Annotated in this window: 17 protein-coding genes; 9 read left to right on the top strand and 8 right to left on the bottom strand. The window is 69.3% G+C overall.

Annotated elements, in window-relative coordinates:
* Nucleotides 1-58: 58 nt before the first annotated feature.
* Both NA12_RS33235 and NA12_RS23155 read left to right on the top strand, forming a co-directional pair.
* Nucleotides 59-229 (top strand): DUF2613 domain-containing protein, encoded by a 171-nt coding sequence (locus tag NA12_RS33235; RefSeq protein WP_022566695.1) that lies wholly within the window; start codon nucleotides 59-61, stop codon nucleotides 227-229.
* Entirely contained in the window at nucleotides 210-4,490 is a 4,281-nt protein-coding gene (locus NA12_RS23155; protein ID WP_174551124.1) for an alpha-(1->3)-arabinofuranosyltransferase domain-containing protein, read from the top strand. Before NA12_RS33235 ends, NA12_RS23155 begins: the two co-directional genes overlap by 20 nt.
* A 1-nt stretch (nucleotide 4,491) precedes the next feature.
* Here NA12_RS23155 and NA12_RS23150 read toward each other — a convergent pair whose 3' ends face one another.
* Nucleotides 4,492-5,679, bottom strand: a complete 1,188-nt coding sequence (locus NA12_RS23150; RefSeq protein ID WP_067455099.1) for an acyltransferase family protein — start codon at nucleotides 5,677-5,679, stop codon at nucleotides 4,492-4,494.
* 146 nt (nucleotides 5,680-5,825) lie between these two features.
* Between NA12_RS23150 and pgfA the strand changes: the two genes are divergently transcribed.
* Complete coding sequence (gene pgfA, locus NA12_RS23145; RefSeq protein WP_067455096.1) at nucleotides 5,826-7,016, top strand: cell envelope lipid trafficking protein PgfA; 1,191 nt, start codon at nucleotides 5,826-5,828, stop codon at nucleotides 7,014-7,016.
* A gap of 85 nt (nucleotides 7,017-7,101) precedes the next feature.
* Here pgfA and NA12_RS23140 read toward each other — a convergent pair whose 3' ends face one another.
* The gene (locus tag NA12_RS23140; protein ID WP_067455094.1) at nucleotides 7,102-8,286 is read right to left on the bottom strand and encodes a polysaccharide biosynthesis protein; all 1,185 of its coding nucleotides are present in this window, start codon (nucleotides 8,284-8,286) and stop codon (nucleotides 7,102-7,104) included.
* A 209-nt stretch (nucleotides 8,287-8,495) separates the two neighbouring features.
* Between NA12_RS23140 and NA12_RS23135 the strand changes: the two genes are divergently transcribed.
* Nucleotides 8,496-10,367, top strand: coding sequence for an MmpA family trehalose lipid delivery protein (locus tag NA12_RS23135; RefSeq protein ID WP_371856016.1), 1,872 nt, complete (start codon nucleotides 8,496-8,498; stop codon nucleotides 10,365-10,367).
* Here NA12_RS23135 and NA12_RS23130 read toward each other — a convergent pair.
* The gene (locus NA12_RS23130) at nucleotides 10,364-11,530 is read right to left on the bottom strand and encodes a glycosyltransferase family 4 protein (RefSeq protein WP_067455387.1); all 1,167 of its coding nucleotides are present in this window, start codon (nucleotides 11,528-11,530) and stop codon (nucleotides 10,364-10,366) included. The two genes, NA12_RS23135 and NA12_RS23130, sit on opposite strands and share 4 nt — an antisense overlap.
* A gap of 245 nt (nucleotides 11,531-11,775) precedes the next feature.
* On the opposite strand from NA12_RS23130, the gene NA12_RS23125 reads away from it, so the two are divergent.
* Entirely contained in the window at nucleotides 11,776-12,576 is an 801-nt protein-coding gene (locus tag NA12_RS23125; RefSeq protein ID WP_067455088.1) for a class I SAM-dependent methyltransferase, read from the top strand.
* On the opposite strand, the gene NA12_RS23120 is transcribed toward NA12_RS23125, so the two are convergent.
* Nucleotides 12,577-12,843: a hypothetical protein gene (locus NA12_RS23120; protein ID WP_307188359.1), complete on the bottom strand. Its 267-nt coding sequence runs from the start codon at nucleotides 12,841-12,843 to the stop codon at nucleotides 12,577-12,579. It lies immediately after the preceding gene.
* Nucleotides 12,844-13,083: 240 nt separating this feature from the next.
* On the opposite strand from NA12_RS23120, the gene NA12_RS23115 reads away from it, so the two are divergent.
* Nucleotides 13,084-14,538, top strand: coding sequence for an aldehyde dehydrogenase (locus NA12_RS23115; RefSeq protein ID WP_067455084.1), 1,455 nt, complete (start codon nucleotides 13,084-13,086; stop codon nucleotides 14,536-14,538).
* On the opposite strand, the gene NA12_RS23110 is transcribed toward NA12_RS23115, so the two are convergent.
* From NA12_RS23110 to NA12_RS23095, 4 genes are all read right to left on the bottom strand, one after another.
* Nucleotides 14,535-14,714: a hypothetical protein gene (locus NA12_RS23110; protein WP_067455081.1), complete on the bottom strand. Its 180-nt coding sequence runs from the start codon at nucleotides 14,712-14,714 to the stop codon at nucleotides 14,535-14,537. The two genes, NA12_RS23115 and NA12_RS23110, sit on opposite strands and share 4 nt — an antisense overlap.
* Nucleotides 14,715-14,980: 266 nt before the next feature.
* A complete protein-coding gene (locus NA12_RS23105; protein WP_067455077.1) occupies nucleotides 14,981-16,810 on the bottom strand; it encodes a phosphoenolpyruvate carboxykinase (GTP) in 1,830 nt (609 codons plus the stop codon).
* Nucleotides 16,811-17,058: 248 nt separating this feature from the next.
* Complete coding sequence (locus tag NA12_RS23100; RefSeq protein ID WP_243654773.1) at nucleotides 17,059-18,558, bottom strand: hypothetical protein; 1,500 nt, start codon at nucleotides 18,556-18,558, stop codon at nucleotides 17,059-17,061.
* Entirely contained in the window at nucleotides 18,545-19,654 is a 1,110-nt protein-coding gene (locus NA12_RS23095; protein ID WP_067455074.1) for a hypothetical protein, read from the bottom strand. Before NA12_RS23095 ends, NA12_RS23100 begins: the two co-directional genes overlap by 14 nt.
* A 133-nt stretch (nucleotides 19,655-19,787) precedes the next feature.
* Here NA12_RS23095 and trmB point away from each other — a divergent pair, with 133 nt between their 5' ends.
* The 3 genes from trmB to NA12_RS23080 are packed head-to-tail and all read left to right on the top strand — an operon-like array spanning nucleotide 19,788 to nucleotide 25,345.
* Nucleotides 19,788-20,591 (top strand): tRNA (guanosine(46)-N7)-methyltransferase TrmB, encoded by an 804-nt coding sequence (trmB, locus tag NA12_RS23090; protein ID WP_067455072.1) that lies wholly within the window; start codon nucleotides 19,788-19,790, stop codon nucleotides 20,589-20,591.
* Nucleotides 20,588-21,304, top strand: coding sequence for an NYN domain-containing protein (locus NA12_RS23085; RefSeq protein WP_174551122.1), 717 nt, complete (start codon nucleotides 20,588-20,590; stop codon nucleotides 21,302-21,304). Before trmB ends, NA12_RS23085 begins: the two co-directional genes overlap by 4 nt.
* Nucleotides 21,305-25,345, top strand: a complete 4,041-nt coding sequence (locus tag NA12_RS23080; protein ID WP_243654774.1) for an MMPL family transporter — start codon at nucleotides 21,305-21,307, stop codon at nucleotides 25,343-25,345.
* The last annotated feature ends 21 nt before the right edge of the window (nucleotides 25,346-25,366 follow it).

Here is a 25,366-nt window from a genome sequence, read left to right as displayed (position 1 = left end):
GCGGACCTGCTAGGTTGGCCACAGACAGGCCCCGTCGTCGAGCGTATTGGAGTGCGCGATGAAGTTTGCTGTTCCGGCTGTTGCCAGCGCGGTCGGCGGCGCCCTGCTGAGCGCGATCGCCGTCTTCGCCATCACGGCGGCGGTGCAGCAGAACACGGCGCCCTCGATCGACCGCAGCGGTGACAAGGACTCGTCGCTGCTCAACGCCCCTGAATACGGCAGCCGCTGAGGCCGACGCCCGCGCGTCACGCCCCACCTCGGGGCAACCGGACAGGGCGCCACTGGGTTGGCGCTGGCTCGTCGGCTCGGTAGTAGCCGCCTTCGTACTGACCTTCGCGCAGGCGCCCAGCCTCACCGTCGCCGACACCAAGTACGACCTCGCGCAGAACCCCCTCGGTTTCCTCGCGCGAGCGTCGCACCTGTGGAGCAGCCAGGCCCCGATGGGTCAGGTCCAGAACCAGGCCTACGGCTACTTCTTCCCGCACGGCGCGTTCTTCTCCGCTGGTCACCTGCTGCATCTGCCCGCGTGGGTCACCCAGCGCGTGTGGTGGGCGCTGCTGCTGCTCGCCGGGTTCTGGGGCATCGTCAAGCTGTGCGAAACGCTCGGCATCGGCTCGCGCGGGTCGCGGGTGATCGCGGGCATCACGTTCGCGTTGTCGCCCCGCGTGCTGACCACACTCGGCTCGATCTCCTCGGAAACCCTGCCGATGATGCTGGCGCCATGGGTGCTGCTCGCGCCCGCGGCGCTCGGGGTGGCGATCCGAGCGCGGCGGCGCGGTGGTGCGCTCTCGCCCGCGGGCAGCGCGCTCGCGCTGGCGTTGATGGGGTCGGTGAACGCGGTCGCGACCGTGGCGGCGTTTCTGCCCGCGGCCCTGTGGTGGGCCTCTTACCGGCCGAATCGGCAGTGGTGGCGGTTCACCCGAGCGTGGATTCCGCTGCTGGTCCTCGCCACTTTCTGGTGGGTGGTGCCGCTGCTGCTGCTCGGCAAGGTGAGTCCGCCGTTCCTCGACTTCATCGAGTCGTCGGGGGTGACGACGCAGTGGGCCGCGTTGAGCGAGGTGCTACGCGGGACCGACAGCTGGACGCCGTTCGTCTCGCCGGAGCGGATCGCCGGAGCGGTGCTGGTGACCCAGCCCGCCGCGGTGCTCGCGACCGGCTTGCTCGCGGCGGCGGGCATGGCCGGACTCGCCCGGTCGACGATGCCGTATCGGGGCCGATTCGCCCTGATCCTGTGCGTGGGGCTCGCGGGGATCTGCGCGGGGTATGTGGGGACGCTCGGCGGGCCGTTCGCCGAACACGTGCGGATCTTCCTCGACTCCGGCGGTGCGCCGCTGCGCAATGTGCACAAGCTCGAACCACTGATCCGGCTGCCGCTGGTGGTGGGGCTGGCGCATCTGATCGGCCGGGTCGCGCTGCCCGCGTCCGTGCCGATGCCGGTGTGGCGCAGCTCTTTCGCCCATCCCGAGCGCGACCGGCTCGTGGCGGTCGCCGCGCTGGTGCTGGCCGCGCTCACCCTCGCGACCTCGCTGGCGTGGACCGGTCGGCTCGCCCCGCGCGGCGCCTACGACCGGGTGCCCGCCTACTGGACCGACACCGCCGACTGGCTGGCCGACAACGCCGCCGACACCCGCGCGCTGGTCGTGCCCGGCGCTCCCTTCGGCAGCCAGATCTGGGGACTCACCCGCGACGAACCGCTGCAAGCCCTGGCGAGTACCCCATGGGCCGTGCGTGATTCGGTTCCCCTGAATCCGCCGGGCACGATTCGCGCGATGGATTCGGTGCAGCGGCTGATCGCCGACGGCAGGCCGTCGACCGGGCTCGCCGCCACCCTCGCCGACCAGGGCATCGGAATCCTGGTGTTGCGCAACGACCTCGACCCCGAGACCTCGCGTTCCACGCGGCCGATGCTCGCGCACCGCGCGATCGAGGGCTCGCCCGGCTTCACCAGGGTGACATCGTTCGGCGCGAACATCGGGCCGCGTGCGGCGGACACCGGGCTGGTGGTCGACAACGATCTGCAGCCCGCCTACCCGGCCGTGGAGATCTACCGGGTCGACGTACCGCCGCCCGGCACACCTGTCGACGTGCGCAGCGGCACGGGCGTACCCCCCGCGTTCCCCGGCGCGTACACGGTCCCGCTGGACTCGACCCCCGTTGTCCAGGGCGGCCCCGAAGTGCTGGAGCGGGTGCGCCGCGACGCGGAGAACCCCACGGCGCCAGTGCTTCTCGACGCCGACGCCCGACGCGCCGGGTTACCCGCGCGGCCCGTGCTGGTCACCGACACCCCGATGGATCGCGAGACCGATTTCGGCCGGGTCGACAACCACAACTCCGCGGTCCGCGCCGCCGACGACGCCCGGCGCACCCACAACCTGGTCCCCGACTACCCCGTCGAAGGCGCCGGGCTCGTGCAGGGCGAGTGGTCGGGGGCGAAGGTCACCGCGTCGAGCTCGGCCGCCGATGCCACCCAGATCGGCGGGGCGGCCCCCGGCAGTTCCACCGCGGCCGCCGTGGACGGCGATCCGAGCACCGCGTGGATCAGCAACGGTTCCGAATCGGCTCTCGGGCAATGGATTCGACTCGATCTGGACAAGCCGGTCGCGAGCGGCTCGCTGCGCTTCACCACCACGGCGGCAGCGCTGGGTGATCCGGTGAAGTGGGTCGAGGTCCGCACCTCGCGTGGGACGGTGTCGGCCCGGATCACCGAACCCGGCGATCCGGTGTCGGTCGCGCTGCCCGCGGGTAAATCCGACTGGGTGATGATCAGTGCCGCGCGCACCGAAACCGGCACCCGCGGTGGACAATTCGGAATCAGCGAGCTCACACTCGACGACTACTCCAACCGGGAGGCGCCCGAGCGGGTGGATATCCGGCACCGGGTGGTGCTGCCCGATGTGGCCGCGGGAACCGTCGTCAGCGGGTGGGATCTCGGACAGGAATTCCCCGGTCGCGGTAATTGCTTCGACGGTCCCGACCGCGTGCACTGCAGCAAGGGGCTCGGACTGCCCGCCGAGGAGCCCGGCGTCTTCGGGCGCACCCTGTCGGTGCCGGAACCGCTCACCGTCGGCACCGACCTCACCGTGCGGACCCGACCCGGGCCCGCGCTGGAGGCCCTGCTCACCGACCCGACCAGGCCGGTGGCACGCGGGCAGGCCGATGTCGCCGATCCGCGCGGCTCCGCCTTCGCCGCCACCGACGGCGATCCGAAGACCACCTGGACCGCGCCCGAGTCGACCGTGCGCGAACCCGCGGGCGGTAAACCCACGCTGGTGCTGGAACTTCCGGAACCGACACTGGTGACCGGGCTCGACATCACCACCGCGCTCGGCGGCCTGCCCGCGACCGCGACCGCCGTCGCGGTGAACATGGGCAACGGGCCGCAGATCCGCGAACTGCCCGAACGCGACCACGGCGAACCCGCCCGAATCTCGCTGTACCCCACCGAAACCGATCGCATCGAGATCAGCGTCCAGAGCTGGAACGAGGTGCTCGATCGCACAGCGCTCGGTTTCGTCCTCACCCAGCCTCCCGGGCTGGCCGAGGTCGAGGTGCTCGGGCCCGAGTATCCGGCCCACGCCCCCGGCGACCGACTCATCACTGTCGGCTGTGAGGCCGGGCCGGTGATCGCCGTCGGCGGCCGTGCCGTGCACACCACCATCACCGCCACCGCCGACGAACTCCGCACGGGTGCACCGGTTTCCGCGCAGGCCTGCCCCGAGGACGCGGCCGATATCGAACTGCTCCCCGGCCACCCGGACCTCACCGTGGCCCCCACCGAACTCTTCACCGTCGACCGCCTGCGCCTGCCCCGCACCGACCCCTACCCCGGCGCGTCCGCGAACGACGCGTCCGGCGAAACTCCCGAGCCCGCGCCCACCGACGCCGAAAGCGAACCCGCCGACCCGAACGAGCCGGGTGCCGGCACTCAACTGCTGGTCCTTCCGCTCAGTACCAACGTCGGCTGGCAGGCTCATACCGCCGACGGGCGAGAACTGTCGCCGCTCGTCGTCGACGGCTGGCAACAGGCATGGCTCGTTCCGCCGGGCACCACCGGGGAGATCACCGTGTCGTTCCCGGCCGACCGCTGGTACCGGCTGGCGATCTTCGGCGGACTGCTGTTGCTGATTCCCCTTGCGCTGCTCGCTGTTCCGCGTCGACGTGTGGTTCCCGACGCCGGGCCCGCGCCGAGCACCTGGGGTGTCGGCTGGGTGGCCGCGCTCGGGTTGACCGGCGTGATCGCGGTGATCGCCGGGCCGTTCGGGGTGGCGTGCACACTGATCGCCCTCGGCTGCCGACATTTCCGGCCCGCGCTCACGGCGCGCACCCTGCCCTGGCTCGCCGGCCTCGGGACACTGGCGTCGGCGGCGGCGCTGTCCACCGGGACCTGGCGCTCCGGTGTCGAGTACATGGGCGGCTCGCTGTGGGCTCAGGCGCCTGCCGTGATCGCGGTCGTCGCCGTCGGGATAGCCGCACTGCCCCGCCGGCGGTGACTCAGCGCATCGCCGGACGCTGCACCGATTCCGCCTCTTCGACACGTGCGGACACGGTTCGCCGATCCCACCGGGCCGCCCAGCGGCGGGCCGGTTCCTCGATCAGGGCGAAGCTCGCGGCGGCCAACGGGAGCGTGAGCGCGATGGTCAGGGTGATCACGTAGATGAAGTGACCGTTGAACGGCATGATGCCGAAGACCGGGAAGACCACCGTGAGCACCACCAGGTGCCACAGGAAGATGCCGTAGGACCAGCGGCCCAGAATCGCGGCGGTGCGCGATTCCAGCCAGCGGTGCTGGGCGCCCACCCGGTGCACCACCAGGGGTGCGAGCAGACAGAACCCCAGCACCATGCCGAGCACCATCTTCATCGCGTACTGCCACGGCTGCGCGCGTTCCAGACCGGCCGGGCCACCGAACTCGGTCGCCGAGAACACGAACGCGGCGAGCGCGATCGCCCACATCAGGGGCTGATTCGACAGCACTCGCGGCCACCTGGCCCCGGTGCGCGCGAGGTGGATCAGTTCCGCCAGGAGCATGCCCGCCGCGAACCACGGCAGATACGCGGGCAGCCAGTTGTCGGCGTGGATCGCGTCCGGCGTCGGAATCGGCCACAGATTCCAGGTCAGACACGCCACGACCAGTCCGCACAGCACCGGCACCCGCCACCGCGCCGCCGGTCCGCGCAATCGGACGAACAGCCAGGCCAACACCGGCAACACCAGGTAGAACGCCATCTCCACCGACAGGCTCCACATCTGGGTGAGCCCATCGGTCAACGTCAACGGCACGAACACCTGCAGCAGGAACAGATTCGACACCCACACCCGCAGGTTCGCCGAATGCGCCGCGCCGGGCAGCAACACCAGCACGAACACCACGACGACCCAGTACGCGGGCAGCACCCTGGCCACCCGGTGCAGCAGGTAGCGCGAGGTCCGCGGCGCGCGGCCGAGTCCATGCGCGGCCGCCGCGTGCGGACGCCACAGCAGAAAACCCGACAGCGCGAAGAACACCGCCACCGCCATATCGAAGCGTTCCAGGAGCGGTCCGAAGAACGGTATCCCGCTCGTTCCGGTCTGGAAGGCCACGTGCGTGACCAGCACACCGAGCGCCGCCATCCCACGCATTCCTTCGAGGGCGGGAATGAAGGCGCGCGGGGGCGGAACGGGAGCTGTCGTGGTCGTCATCGGGGTCCAGTCTGCCGTGTCGGCGATTTCCCCGGCGCAGCGCCGCACCTTCCGTGCCTGGGCTGTTAGTGTCGGGGCTCACGAGTGCCTGTGGCGCAATACCAGACCACCGGGCCATCCGTGTTCGAACGACGAGGAGAGTTTGCATGGCACTGAGTGCCGGTACCAGAAGAACGGTCGCCTGCGTGCTCGTGGGTCTGGGCGCGGCGTTACTCGTCGCCGCGCTGATGATCCCCACCTACACGGTGGGCAAAGTCGCCAAGACTCCACTCGATCTCGAGATCACGACGATCGCGGAGAGTCAGAAGGGCGAGGAAAGCCTCGTCCTCGACTCCAAGTCGTTGACCTCCGGTGACGGTGCCGCCGTGGTGAACAAGAATGTGCCACTGATCTCCCAGCGTTTCGTCACCGTCGAGGAGCCCTCCGACGCCGACGACATGACGCTGCAGGCAGGTCAGACACTGCGGCGCACCGATGTGCAGGGCGATACCGGCCTGCTCACCGCCACCATCGACCGTGTCACCATCTCGCGCACCAGCGGCATGCCGGTGGACGCCGACCCCAACGGGTCGATCGCGGTGACCGTCAACAAGGACGGCAGCGTCATGGAACCGGTGCAGCACACCGGCCTCGGCTACCGCTTCCCGATCGGCACCGAGAAGAAGACCTACCCGTACTTCGACATCAACGTGCGCAAGTCCTTCGACGCGAACTTCATCGAAGAGACCGAGATCAACAACATGAAGGTGTACCGGTTCCAGATGACCGCGCCGGTCACCAGCACCTGGGACGTCGTGCAGTCACCGACCAACCGGCTCACCCTGCCCGCCGCCAAGTGGGGCGTGGAGGGTGGCGACACCCCGGTCACCATGACGCGCTACTACACCAACGTGCGTGACCTGTGGGTCGAGCCGCAGACCGGCACCGTGATCAAGGGTGGGGAATCGATCCACCTGTTCTACGCGCGGTCAGGGGACAAGCCCGAGGTGACGGCGCTCAAGTCGCACATCGTGTTCGACGAGGCGACCGTGGAGTCGCAGATCTCCATCGCCAAGGAGAACATCGACAAGATCTCGCTGTTCGGGCGGGTAGTGCCGATCGTGCTCGGCGTGCTCGGCGTGCTGGCGCTGCTGGCGGGGTTGTTCCTCGGACTGCGTGGCGGCGGCACCCCGGCGCACGCGAGTCCGCGCGGATCACGTCCGACACCCGCGCCGACCACCGCGCGCGATGACACCGCGGCTACTCGATGGGACGGCGACGACGCGCCGACGACCCAGTTCCCCCGTGGGGACTACGACACGCCCACCGAACAGATCGACATCGACAAACGTCCATAGGCGCACACCCTCCACAACAGCCCCGGTCTTCGACCGGGGCTGTTCGTGTTCTCCGGGGATGCCTCGGGCGAACCCGGGGGTTCGGTCAGCTCAGGATCGGGTTCGCCGGAGCCGGGTGGGTCCGGGCGGCGCGAAGGACCACGGCGGCGACGATCGTGGTGGTGACGGCCGCGACGGAGACCGCCGTGCCGATCGTGGACTCGATCGTGCGGGCGAAGGCGAGCATCAGCCCCACCTCGACGGCGAGGCCGATCCAGGTGACGGCGGCCAAGGCGGTGCGTTCGACCGCGATGGCCGAGAGCAGAGCACCCTGCAACACCGCCAGGATCGCCCCGTGCAGGGCGAACAGCCAGAGCAGTCCCTGAATGGGTGCATAGTCGGCGCCGGCGAACAGGGGGGCCAGCGGGGCCGCCAGAGCCGCACCAAGCACCGCGACGACACCGATCGCCGAGAGCACCGACAGCGCGTCGCGGATCGCCCTGGCCGAATGCGTCGGCTCGGCCATCCGGGGGTACAGCACGACGCCGACCGCCTGGGGCAGCCAGAACGCGATCTTGGTGGCGATGGTGCCCAGCGAATAGCGGCTCGCGTCGACCTCGTCGAGGACGACGCGGACCACGATCAGGTCGACCGAGGACAGCGCCATCAGCGCCGCCTGCACCTGCACAGCGCGCAGTACCGGCACGACGCCGACGGTCTTCGTCAGCGCCGATTGACCGCTGTCCCCCGCGCCGCTGTCAGCCGCGGGCGCGGTGGTCCCGCGCGCGATGCGACCGGCGACGATCGCCGCGCCGACGATGCCCGCCGCGCCGGCCCACAGCGCACCGGCCGCACCGCCGCCGAGCGCGAGCGCGAGCAGCGCCGGTGCCACCCGCGCCGTACCCGCCATCGCCAGCACGGTCGCGAGCGCGCGAAAGTGATTGCCGCCCTGCAGGATTCCCTGCTCGCCCGAGAGGATCACCAACGCGGGCGCCGCGCCGAGCGCACCGGCGGCTGCCCACACTCCCACGTCGAGCAGCCCGACCACCATCGGAATCAGCACCACCGCGACGGCGGCGACCAGGGCGGCGCAGCGCCACATCATCGCCCGCACCGCACGCGAGGACGCCCCGCGCACCACCTCCCGCGCCACCACGTTCTGCATCGCCAGGGCGGGGACAGCGCACAGCAGCTGCACCGCGAGCAAGCTCGCGAACTCGCTGTACCCCTCGACCCCCAACCAGCTCGCCGCCAGCAATTGCAGCAGGTAACCGGCGACGTTGGCGGTCATGGCACCTGCCGTGACCCAGGTCAGATCGGCGACGACAGGCGGGCGGCGGACTGAGGACACGCCCCATGGTCGCACTTCACTGTGGGCGCCATCACGCCAACCCCGAAAATGTGAGTCCGAGCGGACTCACCTTCCTGCTTTTCGGCCCCGAACAGCGCCTATTCGACCCCGGCCACGGCGACGCCCGCCGGGACGTAAGGTGCGTGGACGTGACGGGTAGCGGTCGAGCAAGGGCTTTGGTGGCCGGATACTGCGCGCTGCTCACGATGATCATCGTCGGACCGCTCGCCGGATCGGGCTATCTACTGCTGCGCGACGCGGTGAGCACCCCGCGTTCCTTTCTCACCGATTCGGCCCTCGGCGTCGGCGCGGCCGCGCCCCGCGCTGTTCCGCAAGACGCCGTGCTCGCCGCGCTGTCGCTGGTGATCGACGGCGGCATCCTGGTGAAGGCAACCCTGATCGTCGCGCTGTGGTCGGCCGGCTACGGTGCGGCGGTCCTCGCGCGACGGTTCGTCCGCGCGTCGACCGGCGCGCAACTGGTCGCCGCGACGCTGGCGCTGTGGAATCCCTATGTCGCCGAACGACTTCTGCAGGGGCATTGGAGTCTGCTCACCGGGTACGCCGCGCTGCCATGGGCGGCACTGGCCGCCGCGCGGATTCGAACCCGCTCGAACGGGGCGGTCCGCGCCGATCGTGGCGAATCCGTCGACACCTCGGGGATGAACCGGCACCGCGGATTCGTCAACCGCGCCGGAACGCTGGGTGGCTGGGCAGCGCTGACCGCGAGCTTCGCGGCGGCCGGGTTGACCCCGACCGGTTCCCTGCTGGCCGCGATCATCGGGCTGGCACTGGTCGGGCGCCGAGCCTTCCTCCCCGCCACCGTCCTGTGGATCGCGACCTGCGCGCCCTGGCTGACCGCGACCGTGCTCGGATCGGGAGCCGAGCCGTCGGACCCCGCCGGGGTCTCGGCGTTCGCGGCGCGGGCCGAACCGTGGCTCGGCACGCTCGGCAGCCTCGCCGGGCTGGGTGGGATCTGGAACGGCGAGGCGGTACCCGAGAGCCGTACGACCCCGCTCGCCCTTGTCGGCACGCTCGTACTGCTCGGCATCGTCGCGTGCGGGGTGCGGGCGGTATGGGCGAGCGGACGTGACGGGCGAACGCTGCTGGTGATCGCGGCGGTGGCGATCGTGCTGCCCGCCCTCGGCGCGACCGGTTGGGGTCTGGCGGCCGGGGAATGGCTGGTGGTGCACGTGCCCGGCGCCGGGCTGCTCCGGGATACACAGAAGTACGTGGCCTTGGCGATGCCCGCTTACGCGCTGTGCGCGGCGGCCGCGTGCCGAACCGTCACTGTGGCGGTCCGCCGACTGTTCACCGAGCGGTCCTCCGCCACCGAGCCGAACGACAACAACGCAGATAAGACAATTCGCGAAAGCCGGACCGAATATCGCCCGGCCGCAATTGTTTTCGTTCTACTGCTCATCCTCCCGTCGGCCGATCTCGCCTGGGGTGTCGGCGGCGGCATGCGCCCCGTCCACTACCCCGCGGGCTGGGAACAGGTCGTCGACCACATCGACGCCCCCGGCGATGTCGCGGTCCTCCCGGCCGGGATGTTTCGCCGATTCCCCTACAGCGGAAAGGCTCCCGTCCTCGACCCGGCGCCCCGTATCCTCCCCAACGACGTCCTGCAAACCGGCGAACTCCGAGTCCGCGGCTACGCGGTGACCGGCGAGGGCAACCGGGCCCGCGCGGTCGAGCAAGCACTGCTCGACGGCGCCCCGGCCACCGATTTGGCATCCCTCGGCGTCGGCTGGATTCTGATCGAACGCACCACACCCGGCCCGCTCGGCGATTCCGCGAAAACTCTCACCACGGCCGAAGTGCGGTACCAGGACAAGGACCTGGCCCTCTACCGCGTCTCCTCCCCGGCCGTTCTCGACACCGCGAGCCCAACCCAGCGCCGCATCTCCACTGCGGCCCACTTGCTCTGGGTGACCCTGCTGCTCACCGGACTGATCGGCGCGGCACTGTGCCCGGACCGGACGGGCGCCCGGCGAGCGGAGCGAGAGAATGCCGGTAACTAGGCCCGGGTGGGCGAGACCAAACCGCTGACGTTGCGGCCACTCGCGGCGGCCGCCAGCACCTCGTAGACGCCGGCGCCGGTCTGTTCCCAGGAGAACTCGCCCGCGCGCGCCCTGGCCTTCTCACCCATGACGAGGCGGGTGTCGGGGTCGGCGAGGAGGTCGCCGACAGCGGTGGCGAGCGCGGGAGCGTCGTCGACCAGCAGGCCGGTGACGCCGTCGACGATCGAGTCGGTGAGGCCACGGGAGCTGCGGTAGCCGATCGTGGGGACGCCGTGCTGGGCCGCTTCGATGACGGCCAGGCCCCAGCCTTCCTTGCGCGAGGGCATCACGTGGACCCAGGCCGTCGAGAGGATCTCGTGTTTGCGGCGTTCGTCGACGTGGCCGTGGAAGGTGACGGCGTCGGCGATGCCGAGTGCATCGGCGCAGGCGCGCAGGTTGGGGGCCCACCAGCCGCCGCCGATGACGTCGAGATGCACGTCGGGGAAGCGGTCGCGCAGGTGGGCGACCGCGGTGAGGGCGTCTTCGATCTGCTTGTGCGGGACCAGGCGCGACAGGACCGCGATGCGCGGATGGGTGGCGCGGGTGACGTCGTCGCCGGGGACGACCTCGGCGGGGACCGGTTCGGCACCGTTGCGGACCACGGCGATGCGCTCACGGTCCACCCCGAGCACCGACAGTTCCTCGGCCGAGGGCAGCGACACGGTCAGGTACTGGTTGTCGCGGTGCACGCGCGGAGACAGCGTGGACTCGATCCACCAGCCGATCCGCCCGACCAGGCGACCGGCGACCGGCCACTGCTCGCGGTGCCCGTGGTGCACCAGCACCACCGAGGGCACGCCTGTGGCCGTGGCGAAGAAGGGGATGCCGTTCTGGGTGTCGATCACGACGTCGGGGCGCAGGCCGCGCAGGGGGCCGATACCGAGCCGACCGGCCACGATGGCGGCGAGCGCGCGGGGGTACACGGTGAAGCGCCCACCGGCGCGACTGATGTCGATGCCGTCGATCCGCTCACGCTTGGGCGCACCGGGATAACCCGCCGTCCGCAGGGTGACCTTGATGCCGCGCGCGGCCAGCTGAGCGCCGACCTGTTCCAGATACCGTTCGCTGCCGCCACCCTGTGGGTGCCCGGTGTCACGCCAGCAGAGTAGGAGGACTTCACGCACGGTCGGGGCTCGCATTCGGTTCGGTGGGCAGACAAACGTCGGACCCCACACTAGCCGGTGTGCTCCACGCAACACGGACGTATCCGCAGCGCCCGCCCACATCACGCGATCCTCCCCAGACCCTCACCAACCGCGGCCCTCGACCACGCCACATCCCCCGTTCACAACCGCCCGAACCGCACCCCACCCACCCAACGCCCCCACCACCAGCCGCGACCGAAGGGTCTGCCCATAAACTCCTGCCCGTGCCGACCGCCACCCAGCCGAGAACCGAACAGCCCGTCCAGCCACGCGACCGATCGAGGTTCGCGCGCCGCGCCACCCTGCGCCGCTCGCTACGCCTGCTCACCAGCTTCCGCTTCGAGCAGTCCGACCCGGCCCGCTTCTACGGCGGCATCGCCACCGACAGCGCGCAGCTGATCGGCGACTTCTACGCCGACCTCACCGGCCGCGACCTCACCGACACCGTCGTCCTCGACGTCGGCGGCGGCCCCGGCTACTTCGCCGACGAGTTCACCACGGTGGGCGCGCGCTACGTGTCGGTGGAACCCGACCCGTCGGAGATGCACGCGGCCGGGCTGCGGGTGTCGGGTTCGGTGCGCGGATCGGGCATGGCACTGCCGTTCCGCGACAACGCCTTCGACGTCTGCTTCTCGTCCAACGTCGCCGAGCACGTGCCGCAGCCGTGGCTGATGGCGGACGAGATGGTGCGGGTGACCAAGCCCGGCGGCCTCATCGTGTACTCGTACACGGTGTGGCACGGGCCGTTCGGTGGGCACGAGACCGGCCTGTGGCATTACCTCGGTGGCGAGTACGCGGCCCGCCGGTACCGGCGCAAGCACGGATTCGAACCGAAGAACAGGTTCGGCCGCTCGCTGTTCGCGGTGACGGCAGCGGAGGGTTTGCACTGGGCGGCAACCACTCCAGCCGACGTGCGGACTGTTTTTCCGCGTTATCACCCGCACTGGGCCTGGTGGCTGGTCCGAGTTCCGGTCGCCCGAGAGCTACTGGTCAGCAATCTTGTGGTGGTGGCTACCAAACCATGATCACGCCAGCCAGCTCAAGCGCCGCGACCTCCGCATCGGCTCGGGTAGCACCCTGACCCACGGCGATTCCTGAATCGCCAGGCCGACGGTCTCCAATGTGGTCAGGCCGACCTGGTCGGCGAGCGCGCCGACCATCGCGACCGCCTCAGCGGCCTGGATAGCGGCAGTCGCCTGCTCGATCGTGAGTGTGCGGCCCGGCAGGAATGAGACGACCCATCCGCCACTGCCCACACTTTTCGCTTGATGGTCGGTCTGGTCGCTGGTCATCAACGATCGGCCGATCACTTGCACAGCCATCAGTCGGTCTCCCCAATTCGCTGTTAATGTCCGATGAATCGAGCGAGCTGATCAGTTGCTAAAGCATCCCCTTTTCACCAGCGGAACGCAATAGTGCGTTCCCTGAAAAGCGAACAGACAGGTTGGAATTCGCAATCTTCACAGTCGTTGCGCCACAGCGAATTAGAACAGGTTACAGACAATTCGCTCGCAAAACTGTAACGTGTTCTCATGCACTACGACAGTCTGTTCATCGGCGGGAAGTGGACCACCCCGGCCGGTAGTGACCGCATTTCCGTGGTCTCCCCCGCAACGGAGGAGACCGTCGGCAGCGTGCCTGCGGTAACGAACGCCGATGTCGACGCGGCGGTCGCCGCGGCGCGCGACGCGTTCGACAGCGGGCCGTGGCCATCCACACCTCCACTGGAACGAGCGGAGGTAATCGGCAAAGTTGCGCGACTGATCGAGCAGCGCTCGCCGGAATTGCTCGCCGCGCTCTCCGCGGAGATGGGCGCGACAGCGTTAGCGGGCTTGACACTCAACCAGATTCCCGCCGTCGCGGCACTCGACGCACTCGTCGAACTCGCGAAGACGTTCGCCTGGAACGAGAGTCGAGTCGGCCCGTTCGGAACCACGCTCGTCTCAAGGGAACCCCGCGGTGTCGTCGCCGCGATCACCGCCTGGAACGTGCCGCTGTTCCTCGCCGCGAACAAGCTCGGACCCGCGTTGCTGGCCGGCTGCACCGTGGTACTCAAGCCCTCGCCCCTCACCCCGCTGACCGCGAACATCCTCGCCGACCTCTTCACCGAAGCCGGCCTGCCCGACGGCGTGCTCTCCGTCCTGCCAGCCGACGCCGAAGCCAGCGAATACCTCGCGGGCCACCCCGGCGTCGACAAGGTGACCTTCACCGGCAGTACTCCGGTCGGCAGGAAGCTGGGCGCGCTGGCGGGTGAGCAGCTCAAGAGCGTGTCGCTCGAGCTCGGCGGCAAGTCGGCCGCCATCGTGCTGCCCGATGTCGACCTGGCCGCGAGCATTCCCGTGCTCGCGTTCTCCGGGCTGATGAACAGCGGGCAGGGCTGTGTGGCGCAGACCCGAATCCTCGCGCCGCGCAGTCGATACGACGAGATCGTCGAGGCGCTGGTCGCGCACGTCAAGACCATGCAGACCGGTGATCCGACCGATCCGGCCACCCAGGTCGGCCCGCTGATCAGCGAGAAGCAGCGCGACCGCGTGGAAGGCTACATCGCCAAGGGCAAGGCCGAGGGCGCGCGACTGGTCCTCGGCGGCGGCAGGCCCGAGGGCGTGGAGCGCGGCTGGTTCGTCGAGCCGACGATCTTCGCCGATGTCGACAACGCCAGCACCATCGCCCAGGAGGAGATCTTCGGCCCGGTGCTCTCGGTGATCCCGTACGAGACCGAGGACGAGGCCATCGCTATCGCCAACGACTCCGACTACGGCCTCGCCGGTTCGGTGTGGACCACCGATATCGAGCACGGCGTCGAGATCGCGGCCCGCATCCGCACCGGCACCTTCGCGATCAACTGGTACGCCTTCGACCCGACCGCACCGTTCGGCGGCTACAAGAACTCGGGCGTCGGCCGCGAGAACGGGCCCGAGGGACTCGACTCGTTCTGCGAGCAGAAGTCGGTCCTGATGCCCATGGGGTGGACCGCCCCCACGTCCTAGTTCTCCGGCATGTGGACGCGCAGCACCGGCTGCGCGGCCACCTCACCCCGGGCCGGCAGGTCGACGACCTCGACCCGCCAGCCCGGGGGCAGAACGTGCTCCAGTCGGCCCGCCACGCGCTGCATGGGCGTGCTCGAACAGGTGTCGGACTCGGATCCGGGCACCAGATCGGTCATGCGTCGAACCACCTCTCAGCGTCGATCTCGTCGGGCTCATCCCCGCTCGCGCGGGGAGCTCGGGTGACCGCGTTGCGGTGCGGGAGTCTCGCAGGGGTTTCAGCTCGAGAGGAAATATAGGCGACAGTCGCACCGACGCGACCACCGACTCTCTGACACCCGACAGATGTACCCATAAAGAGTCCACGGAAATCGTCCGATGAACCCGGTACGAACAAAAACCGCCCGTACCTGACGGTACGGGCGGTTTCGGGTGTGTGGGGGGATCAGCCCAGGCGCTCCTTGAGTGCCTCGAACTCGTCACGCACGCCCGAAGGCAGCTTGTCGCCGACGAATTCGAACCATTCCTCGATCGAGGGGATCTCCTTGCGCCACTCGTCGGCGTTCACCGCGAGTGCCTCGTCGACGTCGGTGGCGACCGCGTCGAGGCCGTCCAGGTCGAGATCGGCAGCCGAGGGCACGTTGCCGACCGCGGTGGCCGTCGCACCCGAACGGCCCTCGATGCGGCCGACGATCCACTCCAGCACGCGGGAGTTCTCACCGAATCCGGGCCACAGGAAGCGGCCGTCGTCGCCGCGACGGAACCAGTTGACGTAGAAGATCTTCGGCAGTTTGTTCGCGTCGGCGTTCTTGCCGAGGTCGATCCAGTGGTTGAGGTAGTCGCCCACGTGGTAGCCGAGGAACGGCAGCATCGCCATCGGGTCGCGACGAACGGTGCCGACCTTGCCCTCGGCGGCGGCGGTCTGCTCCGAGCCCATGGTGGCGCCCATGAACACGCCGTGCTCCCAGCCGAACGACTCGGTCACCAGCGGGACGGTGGTCTTGCGGCGACCGCCGAACAGGATGGCCGAGATCGGCACGCCCTGCGGGTCGTCCCACTCCGGCGCCAGGGTCGGGCACTGCGACATCGGGGTGCAGTAGCGCGAGTTCGGGTGCGCGGCGTGACCCTCCGACTCGGGGGTCCAGTCGTTGCCCTTCCAGTCGATCAGGTGCTGCGGGTCGCCTTCCAGGCCCTCCCACCACACATCGTTGTCGTCGGTCTTGGCGACGTTGGTGTAGACGGTGTTGCCCGCGTCGATGGTGGCCATCGCGTTGGGGTTGGAGCTGTGGTTGGTGCCCGGCGCCACGCCGAAGAAACCGAACTCCGGGTTCACGGCGTAGAGCTGACCGTCCTTGCCGAAACGCATCCAGGCGATATCGTCGCCCAGGGTCTCCGCGCGCCAGCCGGGGATGGTGGGCTGGATCATCGCGAGGTTGGTCTTGCCACAGGCGCTCGGGAACGCGGCGGCGACGTAGTAGTTCTTGTTCTCGGGCGAGATCAGCTTGAGGATCAGCATGTGCTCGGCCAGCCAGCCCTCGTCGTGAGCCATCGCCGAGGCGATACGCAGCGAGTAGCACTTCTTGCCGAGCAGCGCGTTACCGCCGTAGCCCGAACCGAAGGACCAGATCTCGCGGTCCTCGGGGAAGTGGGTGATGTACTTGGTGTCGCTGCACGGCCACGGCACATCGGCCTGGCCCTGCGCCAGCGGCGCGCCGACGGAGTGCAGTGCCTTCACGAACGGCCGGTCGGCGCCCAGCTTGTCCAGCGCGGCCTGGCCCATGCGGGTCATCACGCGCATCGACACGACCACGTACTCGGAGTCGGTGATCTCCACACCCAGTTTGGGGTCTTCGGCGCCTAAGGGGCCCATGCAGAACGGCACCACGTACATGGTGCGACCCTTCATCGAGCCGCGATACAGCTCGGTCATGGTGGCGCGCATCTCGGTGGGGTCGACCCAGTTGTTGGTCGGACCGGCGTCGGCCTCGGTGGCCGAACAGATGTAGGTACGCGATTCGACGCGGGCCACATCGGAAGGATCGGACAGCGCTAGGAAGGAGTTGGGCTTCTTCTTCTCGTCGAGCTGCTGGAAGGTGCCTGCCTCGACCAGCTGGGTGGTCAGGCGATCCCATTCAGCGTCGGAGCCGTCGGCCCAGACAACGCGATCGGGCTGGGTGAGCTCTGCGACTTCCTGTACCCAGGCGAGCAGTTCACTGTGCTCGGTCGGCGCCGTGCCGTCGGATCCACGAAGACCAGGAATGGTCGCTGAGGTCATGAAAACTCTCCTGAGATGGGGGTTGTTCGATCCATCGATCGCCACCATGGGCGGGTAAGGCGTCCGCAGTGACCAACCGTCGCACAACCCCGGTAGACGGCTGAGGAGGCCGTACACGGACGGTGGCCGCGCATCGACTGGCAAGAGCGGACGCCCAGGTTCCTGACTCCAGGTTAACGCGATATGACGTTCAATATGGCATCGGGCTCCCTAACAGGTACCCACGGCCGTGTCGGCCAATCACATGCTCACAGTCGATCGAGCGTGACGATGTCGCGCTCACACGCCGTCAACTGCGCCGGCCGCTCCGCGACGAGCCTGCGCGCGAGCGCGTCCAATTCGGCGACACGCCGATCCACCGCCACGGCCCGCGCGGTCGATTCTCGCATCACGTGCTCGGCCAGCTCGGCCTCGATGTCCACCAGCATTCCAGCGACACGCTGTTCGAGCTGGGCTTTGACATTCACCAGCGCCTCGGAGACCCACTGCGCCATGTGGTTGCGTTCGGCGAGCTGGCCCCGGGCACGCACCACCCAGGCGGCCGCGCCCGCGCCGAGCAGCAGCGTCACCGGGACGCTCGCCACGTCGAGAGTCGGCACCAGCGACAGCGGCGCGACGAACAACCGGCCGAGGCCGACACCGGCCGACGCGCCGAGCGCGATCATGAGGTGATCTTCGACACCACGGTGTCTCTTGTCGGGATCGGGGCCGACTCGGGGCGCCGGATCGCGTCGACGGGCGGTCGGCGCGGCGGTGCCGATCCGGCGGGCCGCTTCGATGACCCGTTCGTCGATGACGGCGTCCACCGAGACCGAGAGTTCACCGGCCGCCTGCTGCAAACGCTGCGGGTAGGCGCGTAGTTCGGCGCGGTCGCAGCGATCCAGTTCGGCGCGGGAACGGGTGTGCAGCGCCCGCACCATCGCGCCGAGCTCGGTGGTCAGGTCGACCCGGGCGAGCTGGACCTGACTGCGCACCGCGGCGAGGCCGGTCTGGCGGCCCCCGTCGCGCTCGGCGACCAGCCCGATGCGTTCGGCCCTGATCCGGTCGGTGTCGGTGCCGGAGCGCAGCGCGGCGATCTGCTCGTCGATTCTGGCCCTGGTGTCGGCGAGGACCCTGGTGCGGACGGCGGTGCGACGCTGGGCGCCGTCGGCCGGTCCCTTGGCGGTGGCCGCGGCCAGGGTGGCGTGCAGTGCGGCCACGCCGGAGCGGTCGAGCAGGGCCGAGTCGTCGGTGGCGCGCGCGGCGGCGGCCAGCCGGGTCGAGACGGCGACGATGTCGAGGTCGGTGATGCCGCGCGCGGCGAGTAGTTCGAGGTTGCGGTCGCGGGTCGAGCGCCAGTCCTGGTAGGCGTGAAAGCCGTTCATGGCGAGCAGGATGCGCTGGTCGGCGGCCCGCAGACGGTCGATCAGGGCGAACATGTCGGCGCCGAGGACACTGCCTGCGTCGAAGACGATGAGCGCGGCGGCCGGATCACTGCCGGGGGCCGGATCGGCCAGCTCGATCAGGGGTTCGAAGCGGGCGAGTTCGGTGCGCAGCAGGGTGGTGTTGGCGTCGTCGGGGGCGAAGAAGTCGACGCTGCTGCCCTCCCCCGCGGCGGCCATCGCCCGGAGCAGTGCGCCGCCCTGCGGATTCCACCGGTCGATCACCGCGTCCACCGCCTCGGGCAGCGCATCCGGATCGCCCGGATCACCATGGCCGAGCTCGTCGACGGCAGTGCGTTGGCCGGGTGGGACCTCAGAGGCCGGCACTTGACATCCGCTCCCAGGCTCTGACGTAACCGTTGTGCACGCGCAGCGCGGCCCGTCGGGCGGCGGGGGGCATATCGCTGGACACGACGGCACGCCAGCGGGTGGCACGGGCGAGCGCCTCGTCGACGTCGCCGGGCGCGGGTGACGGGTAGCCCGCGGCCAGGTGCGCGACTTGCGGGCAGGCCAAGCCCGCGCACAGTCCGGCCCAGAGCGCCTCGTCGCCGGTGAGGTACTGCTCGATCAATTCCCGGGCGCGGCCACCGTCGCCGGGGACAGCGCGGGCGGCCAGCCTGGTCAGCTCGTCGAGCAGTTCGCCGCCGCGCACCGCTTCCACCTGCTCGTATCGGCGGTGGACCAGCTTGTGCAGCGGGTCGATCCCGCTCGCGGAGTGCAGGATCTGGATGATCGCCGACGCGGGCAACTCGGGATCGGCGCGCAGGGCCGACAGCGCGCAGTCCACGCCGTAGAGATCCCAGTTGGCGATCAGCCGCCTGCGCGCTTGCTGATCGGAGCCGACGCCGACGAACAGATCGGCCGCCAGCACCGACGGCACATCAGGGCCGACCGCGAGCCTGCGCAGCTCGTTCAGATCCTCGGCGCTCACCGCCCCCGCCCTGGTCTTGGAGGCGACCGAGGCGACGATCGGCACGATCGGCAGGCCGAGTTCCTGCGCGTGCCGCTGGGCCGCGGCCACCGCCTCGCCCCAGCGCGCGCCCACCGCGTCGGCCTTGTTGAGCACCACCACGCCGCGCCCCTGCGGCACGGTCGCGAGCAGGCGATAGTCGGCGGCCTGCGGCGCACCGGCCAGCACGTAGATGACCAGATCGCCGTCGAGGACCGGGTCCGGCAACTCGGGTTGATCGACCGGCGCGGTCTCCTGCGCCGACAACAACGCCAGCGCGCCCATCACGGTGGTCCGCCCGCTGAGCGCACGCCCGGTGATCTGGATGTGCAATGGACGACGACGGCGCGCGGCCGCCGCGGCGAGCTGTTCGGCGATCCCCGGATCACCCCCGCGACCTGTGCCCAGAACCGAGATCAGCGCGTCGAGCTGGTCCGCGGGTCGTGTCTGTGCGAATTCAGTGGTTGTCAGCATTGCGCACACCCCCTTTTCGGAGGGCATTGTGTCAGATCCGCGCCACGCCGGGGCGGGGCGAACCTTCTGCCGACCTGGGCGGATCAGCACTCCCCCGAACTCGCTTGTCGCGTAGCTCCGCGCATGCTGGACAATGGGCGACGTGAACGACGCCGCCGACCACGCCGAGCCGACCAGCCACAAGCTGTCGGAGATGCCGAACGACGCGGGCCGACGCTCGCTCACCGGCTCCCGGCTCTACCCGCGCGTCACGAGCTTCCGCACCCGGCGGGGCGCGCTGACGCCGAACCAGCAGACCTCATGGGATCGCACCTGGCCGGTGATCGGGCGCAATGTGGCCAACGAACCGCTCGACCCCGACGCCTGGTTCGGGCGCGCGGCACCGCTGGTGATCGAGATCGGCACCGGCACCGGCACCGCGACCGCCGCCATGGCCACGGCCGAACCGCACCTCAATCTCATCGGCATCGAGGTCTACGAGCCGGGTCTGGCCCAGCTGGTCCAGCAGATCGAGCGCGAGCAGATCGACAACATCCGGTTGCTGCGCGGCGACGCCGTCGACGTACTGGAGAACATGGTTGCCCCGGAATCGCTGATCGGCGTTCGGGTGTTCTTCCCCGACCCGTGGCCGAAGGCCCGCCACCACAAGCGCAGGCTGCTCCAGGCTCCGACCTTCTCGCTGATCGCCAGCAGACTGAAGCCGGGCGGCGTGCTGCACGTGGCCACCGACCACGCGGACTACGCCGAGCATATTCTCGAAGTAGGCTCCAAAGAACCGCTGTTCACCGGCCTGAACGACACCACCGGCGGCGACAGCGCCGCCAATCGCATCACCGCGCCGATCGGTTTCGAACGGCCCGTCACCAAGTTCGAAGGCAAAGGCCTGCGCGCCGGTAGCGCCATCAACGAGTTCATATGGGGGAAGATCGACAGATGAGCGTGAGTGAGATCGCCCCCGAGATGCCGGTGCCCGCCCAGGCAGGCTCCGGTTCCGAGGCGTCGAGCGGTTCCGATGTTCGACGTGTGCTGCTGGTCTGGGACGCGCCGAACCTCGACATGGGGCTCGGCGCCATCCTCGGTGGACGCCCCACCGCCGCTTATCGTCCCCGCTTCGACGCCCTCGGCCGCTGGCTGCTGGCGCGCACCGCCGAGATCTCGATCGCCACCAAGGGGCGCATCGAGGCCGAGGCCACCGTCTTCACCAACATCGCGCCCGGCACCGCCGACGTGGTCCGCCCCTGGGTGGAAGCGCTGCGCAATGTCGGTTTCGCGGTGTTCGCCAAGCCCAAGATCGACGAAGACTCCGATGTCGACGCCGATATGCTCGCCCACATCGCGGCCCGTCACCGCGACGGCGGCTTAGCCGGCATCATGGTCGCCTCGGCCGACGGCCAAGCGTTCCGTGAACCACTGGAAGCCATCGCGGCCAAAGGAATCCCAGCTCAGGTGCTCGGATTCCGTGAGCACGCGAGTTGGGCCGTCACTTCGGATACCCTCGGGTTCGTCGACCTCGAGGACATCCCCGGTGTGTTCCGCGAACCGCTACCGCGGGTGAGTCTCGAGTCGCTGCCCGACGAGGGCGCTTGGCTCCAGCCGTTCCGGCCGTTGTCCGCGCTACTCACTTCTCGCCCTGGTCAAGGAGTCGCTTAAGTGTTCACCCGCTGGGGCGATCTGGTCTACCGGTTCCGCTTCGCCGTCATCATCATCGTCGGTGGGGTGATGTTGGCGTTGGGCGCGTACGGCATGGGGCTCGGCCCCCGCTTGACGCAGAGCGGCTGGTTCGATCCCGGGTCGGAGTCCGTACAGGGCGCGCAGATCGCGGACGGGTCCTACGGGCGCGATCACACCGCCGATGTGATCGTCATGTACAACGCCCCCGAGGGCAAAACGGTCGATGACCCGGAGTTCTCGCAGAAGGTCGTCGACAGCCTCACCAAGGTCGTCGCGGAACATCCTGATCAGATCGGCAAGATCAACGGCTCCTATTGGAAGGTGGGCACCTCGCCCGCCGCGCCATCGCTGTTCGGTTCCAAGGACAAGAAGCACGCGTTCGCCTCGATCGCCATCGCCGGGGACAACGACACCGTCATGATGGCGAACTACCGGGCCGTCGCCGGTGCCTTCGCCATTCCCGGCGTCGACGTCGAGGTTTCGGGCCTACAGCCGCTCGCCGTCACCCTGACCGACACGCTCGACCACGACTCCAAACGGATGGAAGTGCTGGCCATCCCCGCGGTGGCGATCCTGCTCTTCTTCATCTTCGGCGGCGTGGTAGCGGCGGCACTCCCGCTGATCATCGGCGGTCTGACGATCCTCGGCGCCAACGGTCTCGTCATGACGTTGACCAACTTCACCGAAGTCAACATGTTCGTCACCGGTGTCGTTTCCATGATCGGTCTCGGCCTCGCGATCGACTACGGCCTGTTCATAGTCAGTCGTTTCCGCGAGGAACTAGCCGAGGGCTACGAGACTCGCGCCGCGGTTCGACGATCCGTGATGACGGCAGGGCGAACGGTCGTCTTCTCCGCGACGATGATCATCGCCAGCCTCGGCGGCATCCTGATCTTTCCCCAGGGCTTCCTGAGGTCGGTCGCGTACGGCACCATCGCCACCGTTTCCCTCGCGGCGCTGACCGCGGTGACGATCCTGCCCGCGATGCTGGCCGTGCTCGGCCCCCGTGTCGACATGTTCGGGCTCAAGCGATTCCGCAAGACCAAGACCGCCGAACAGATCGAGAACGGATTCTGGGGCAACACGACCCGCTGGGTCATGCGGCATCCGCTCAAGATCGCCATCCCGATCACGATCGGTCTGCTCCTGCTGATCATCCCGGTCAAGGATCTGGCCTTCGGCGGAATCAACGAGAAGTATCTCCCGCCGGACAATCCGACCCGGTCCGCGCTCGAGCACTTCTACGAGGTCTTCCCGCTGAAGAAGACCGACCCGATCCAGCTGGTGTTCGTCTCGGACAACACCAACGCGATCGGCAAGGTCTGGAAGGAAGCCAACCAGGCTCCCGGGCTGGTCGGTCCCTTCGAAGTGCCGGTCAAGTCGCCGACCAACCCCGAGGTGTTCCGGACCTCGGCGACTCTGGTCAACCCCACCGGCGGCGCCGAGCCGACGATCGACTATCTCCGTGCCATCGAGGTGCCCGACGGCGTCACGATGTACGTCACCGGTCAGCCCGCGCTCATGGCCGACAGCATCGACACGCTGCTGGAATTGATGCCGTGGATGATCTTGCTCGTGCTGGCTACCACCACGATCCTGATGTTCTTGACATTCGGTTCACTGGTGCTGCCGATCAAGGCCGCGTTGATGAGCGCGCTGGGTCTCGGCGCGACGCTCGGCATCCTCACGTGGATCTTCGTCGACGGCAACGGCGCCGGGCTGTTGAACTTCACCCCACAGCCGATCAGCGCGCCGGTCTTGATGCTGATCATCGCGATCATCTACGGCTTGTCGACCGACTATGAGGTCTTCCTGCTCTCCCGCATGGTGGAGGCGCGCGCCCAAGGCGCGTCGACCACCGAGGCCGTGCGGATCGGTACCGCCCAAACCGGCCGGATCATCACCGCCGCCGCGCTGATTCTGCTGGTGGTGACCGGTGCGTTCGCGTTCTCCGACATGGTGATGATGCAGTACATCGCCTACGGCATGATCGCGGCGCTGTTCATCGACGCCACCATTCTGCGCATGCTGCTCGTCCCCGCGATCATGAAGCTGCTCGGCGACGACTGCTGGTGGGCGCCGAAGTGGATGAAGCGCATCCAGGAGAAGATCGGCCTCGGTGAACCCATCCTCGACGACGAGCGCCCGGAACACGGCGGCGTGGTCGACCTGGTGAAGACCACACCGATCACCGACCCGCCGACCATGCAGATGACGGCGGTCCCCGACTCGAAGCTGGCCCGCACCCCGCGCAGGCCACGCACGGTCGCCGAGATCGAGGCCGAGGCCCCGACCGCGCGCATCGACAAGGTCGATGCCGAGCCCACTCGGCCGCGCCAGCCGATGTCGCCCGATCCGACGCGCCCGCGCGCCTCGATGCTGTCCTCGGGTGAGCCGACGCGAGAGTTGCCGACGGTCAAGCCGGGTAGAGCCGAGAAAGAAGACGCGGCCGAGCCGAAGGATTCCGGCGTCGAACTGCCGAAGTACCTGTCCGGCGAGCCGACCCAGGTGCTCCCGGTCGTGCAGCCGGATGCTACGAATCCCGTTCAGGGACAGCATGATTCGACCTCGGACACCGCCGAGGACGAGGACCGTGGCTATTCGGGGCCGAGCTTCGGCACCCCCCCGATCCCGCTGGCCGACCTCGGCGATCCCCGAACCGGCCCCGGCGGCGCCGCGCGCCCGACCCCCGGGCGTGGACACACGAACGGCACCGGCGAATCACCCAGCGGCAGTTCACCGTTCGGCGGCGCCGAGTCCGGTCCCGTAGGCAATACCGGCGTGACAGGACCGAGCTTCGGTCCCGATTCCCGCTTCGGACCGCCCGATACCGCCGCCCCGGTCGACAACGGGTCCGGTCTCGATCTGCCCGGCATCGCCCCCGGTGCCGCGCCGCGTGGCTCCGAACGCGTGCAGCCACCCTCGGGGTACACCGCCGGCGTGATCGGCGAGACCCCTCGGGTATCGACGCCCGACGACAGCGCCGGATTCGGCACGCCCCCAGCGGATTCGCCGCCACGGCCGAGCATCGTGCCGCCTGCCAGGCCGAGCACGGCGACCCCGCCGCCCCGTGGGATCGTCCCGCCGCAGGCGCCACGGCTCGTGAACACGCCGCCGCAGACACCGCTGCCGAGCGAGGCTCCGTCGAACGGAACCTTCAACGGATTCAGTCCGGTGACTTCGTCGAACCTCAGGGCGGTCGTGCCCGAGTTCCCCGCTCCGGAGCCGAGCCGTTCGTCCGATCAGACCGATCCCGCTGCGCGCGATACGGTTTCGCGCCCGCACGAGGTCGCCGGACCCGACTTCACGGCGTCGCCCGGCGCGGGTCGCACCGAGTCGCACGAGGGGGGCATCGCGCACGCGGAGACCGCGCCCGATTCGCCGCAGGGTGTCTTCGGCGACGCGGTACCGGTCGCACCGCAGCCGAGCACCCCGTGGAACAACGGCATGACGAGCCCCGGCACGCCACGCGGTTTCACCCCGTCCGAACAGGGCAGCGGACCGCGTTTCTCGCCGGTCACGCCGTCCTCGGCCGACGAGGCGGACCGTGGCCGTCCTGTCATCGATACCTCCGGCGAGCGACCGGGTTCGGCCCGACCGGCTGATGTGGTCCGCCCGCAGGTAGCGCCGCCCGGATTCACCGAGGTCCGACAGGAGACCACGCCTTCGCAGCCGGCTTCGGCAACCGACGAAACATCCGCCACCGGTTGGGAACCCGACGAGGCTCCGGCGAACGAGCAGCTCGGCGCCCCCGGTCAGTGGCAGGCGCCTTCCGGTTTCACCGCTGTCGCGCCCCCCGCCGCACCGACTCCGGAGCCTTCGCAAGCGTCGCCGGAATCCGCCCCCGCCGATTCCACCGCACCGGAATCCCCCGCGGCCACCCGCAACGAGATCGAGAACTGGATGGCCCAGTTGCGCTCGTCCCGTCGCGGCCCCGCCGAGGACGAGGGTCGCCACCACGGCACCGAGGGCCGGACGGTGAGTGTGAACGAACTGCTGCGCCGACGCGAAGACGACTGAGTCTCGAAACCGGTGACCGGC

It is taken from the genome of Nocardia alba NBRC 108234, assembly GCF_001612665.1.
GTDB lineage: Bacteria > Actinomycetota > Actinomycetes > Mycobacteriales > Mycobacteriaceae > Nocardia > Nocardia alba.
This window is presented reverse-complemented; position numbering and strand designations above follow the sequence as displayed.

Excerpts from the sequence above, each read along its gene's own strand:
- pgfA (WP_067455096.1), top strand. The coding sequence starts at position 5,826 with ATGGCACTGAGTGCCGGTACCAGAAGAACGGTCGCCTGCGTGCTCGTG.
- NA12_RS23150 (WP_067455099.1), bottom strand. The coding sequence starts at position 5,679 with ATGACGACCACGACAGCTCCCGTTCCGCCCCCGCGCGCCTTCATTCCC.
- trmB (WP_067455072.1), top strand. The coding sequence starts at position 19,788 with ATGGGCGACGTGAACGACGCCGCCGACCACGCCGAGCCGACCAGCCAC.
- NA12_RS23110 (WP_067455081.1), bottom strand. The coding sequence starts at position 14,714 with ATGACCGATCTGGTGCCCGGATCCGAGTCCGACACCTGTTCGAGCACG.
- NA12_RS33235 (WP_022566695.1), top strand. The coding sequence starts at position 59 with ATGAAGTTTGCTGTTCCGGCTGTTGCCAGCGCGGTCGGCGGCGCCCTG.
- NA12_RS23115 (WP_067455084.1), top strand. The coding sequence starts at position 13,084 with ATGCACTACGACAGTCTGTTCATCGGCGGGAAGTGGACCACCCCGGCC.
- NA12_RS23140 (WP_067455094.1), bottom strand. The coding sequence starts at position 8,286 with ATGACCGCCAACGTCGCCGGTTACCTGCTGCAATTGCTGGCGGCGAGC.
- NA12_RS23120 (WP_307188359.1), bottom strand. The coding sequence starts at position 12,843 with ATGACCAGCGACCAGACCGACCATCAAGCGAAAAGTGTGGGCAGTGGC.
- NA12_RS23105 (WP_067455077.1), bottom strand. The coding sequence starts at position 16,810 with ATGACCTCAGCGACCATTCCTGGTCTTCGTGGATCCGACGGCACGGCG.
- NA12_RS23095 (WP_067455074.1), bottom strand. The coding sequence starts at position 19,654 with ATGCTGACAACCACTGAATTCGCACAGACACGACCCGCGGACCAGCTC.
- NA12_RS23085 (WP_174551122.1), top strand. The coding sequence starts at position 20,588 with ATGAGCGTGAGTGAGATCGCCCCCGAGATGCCGGTGCCCGCCCAGGCA.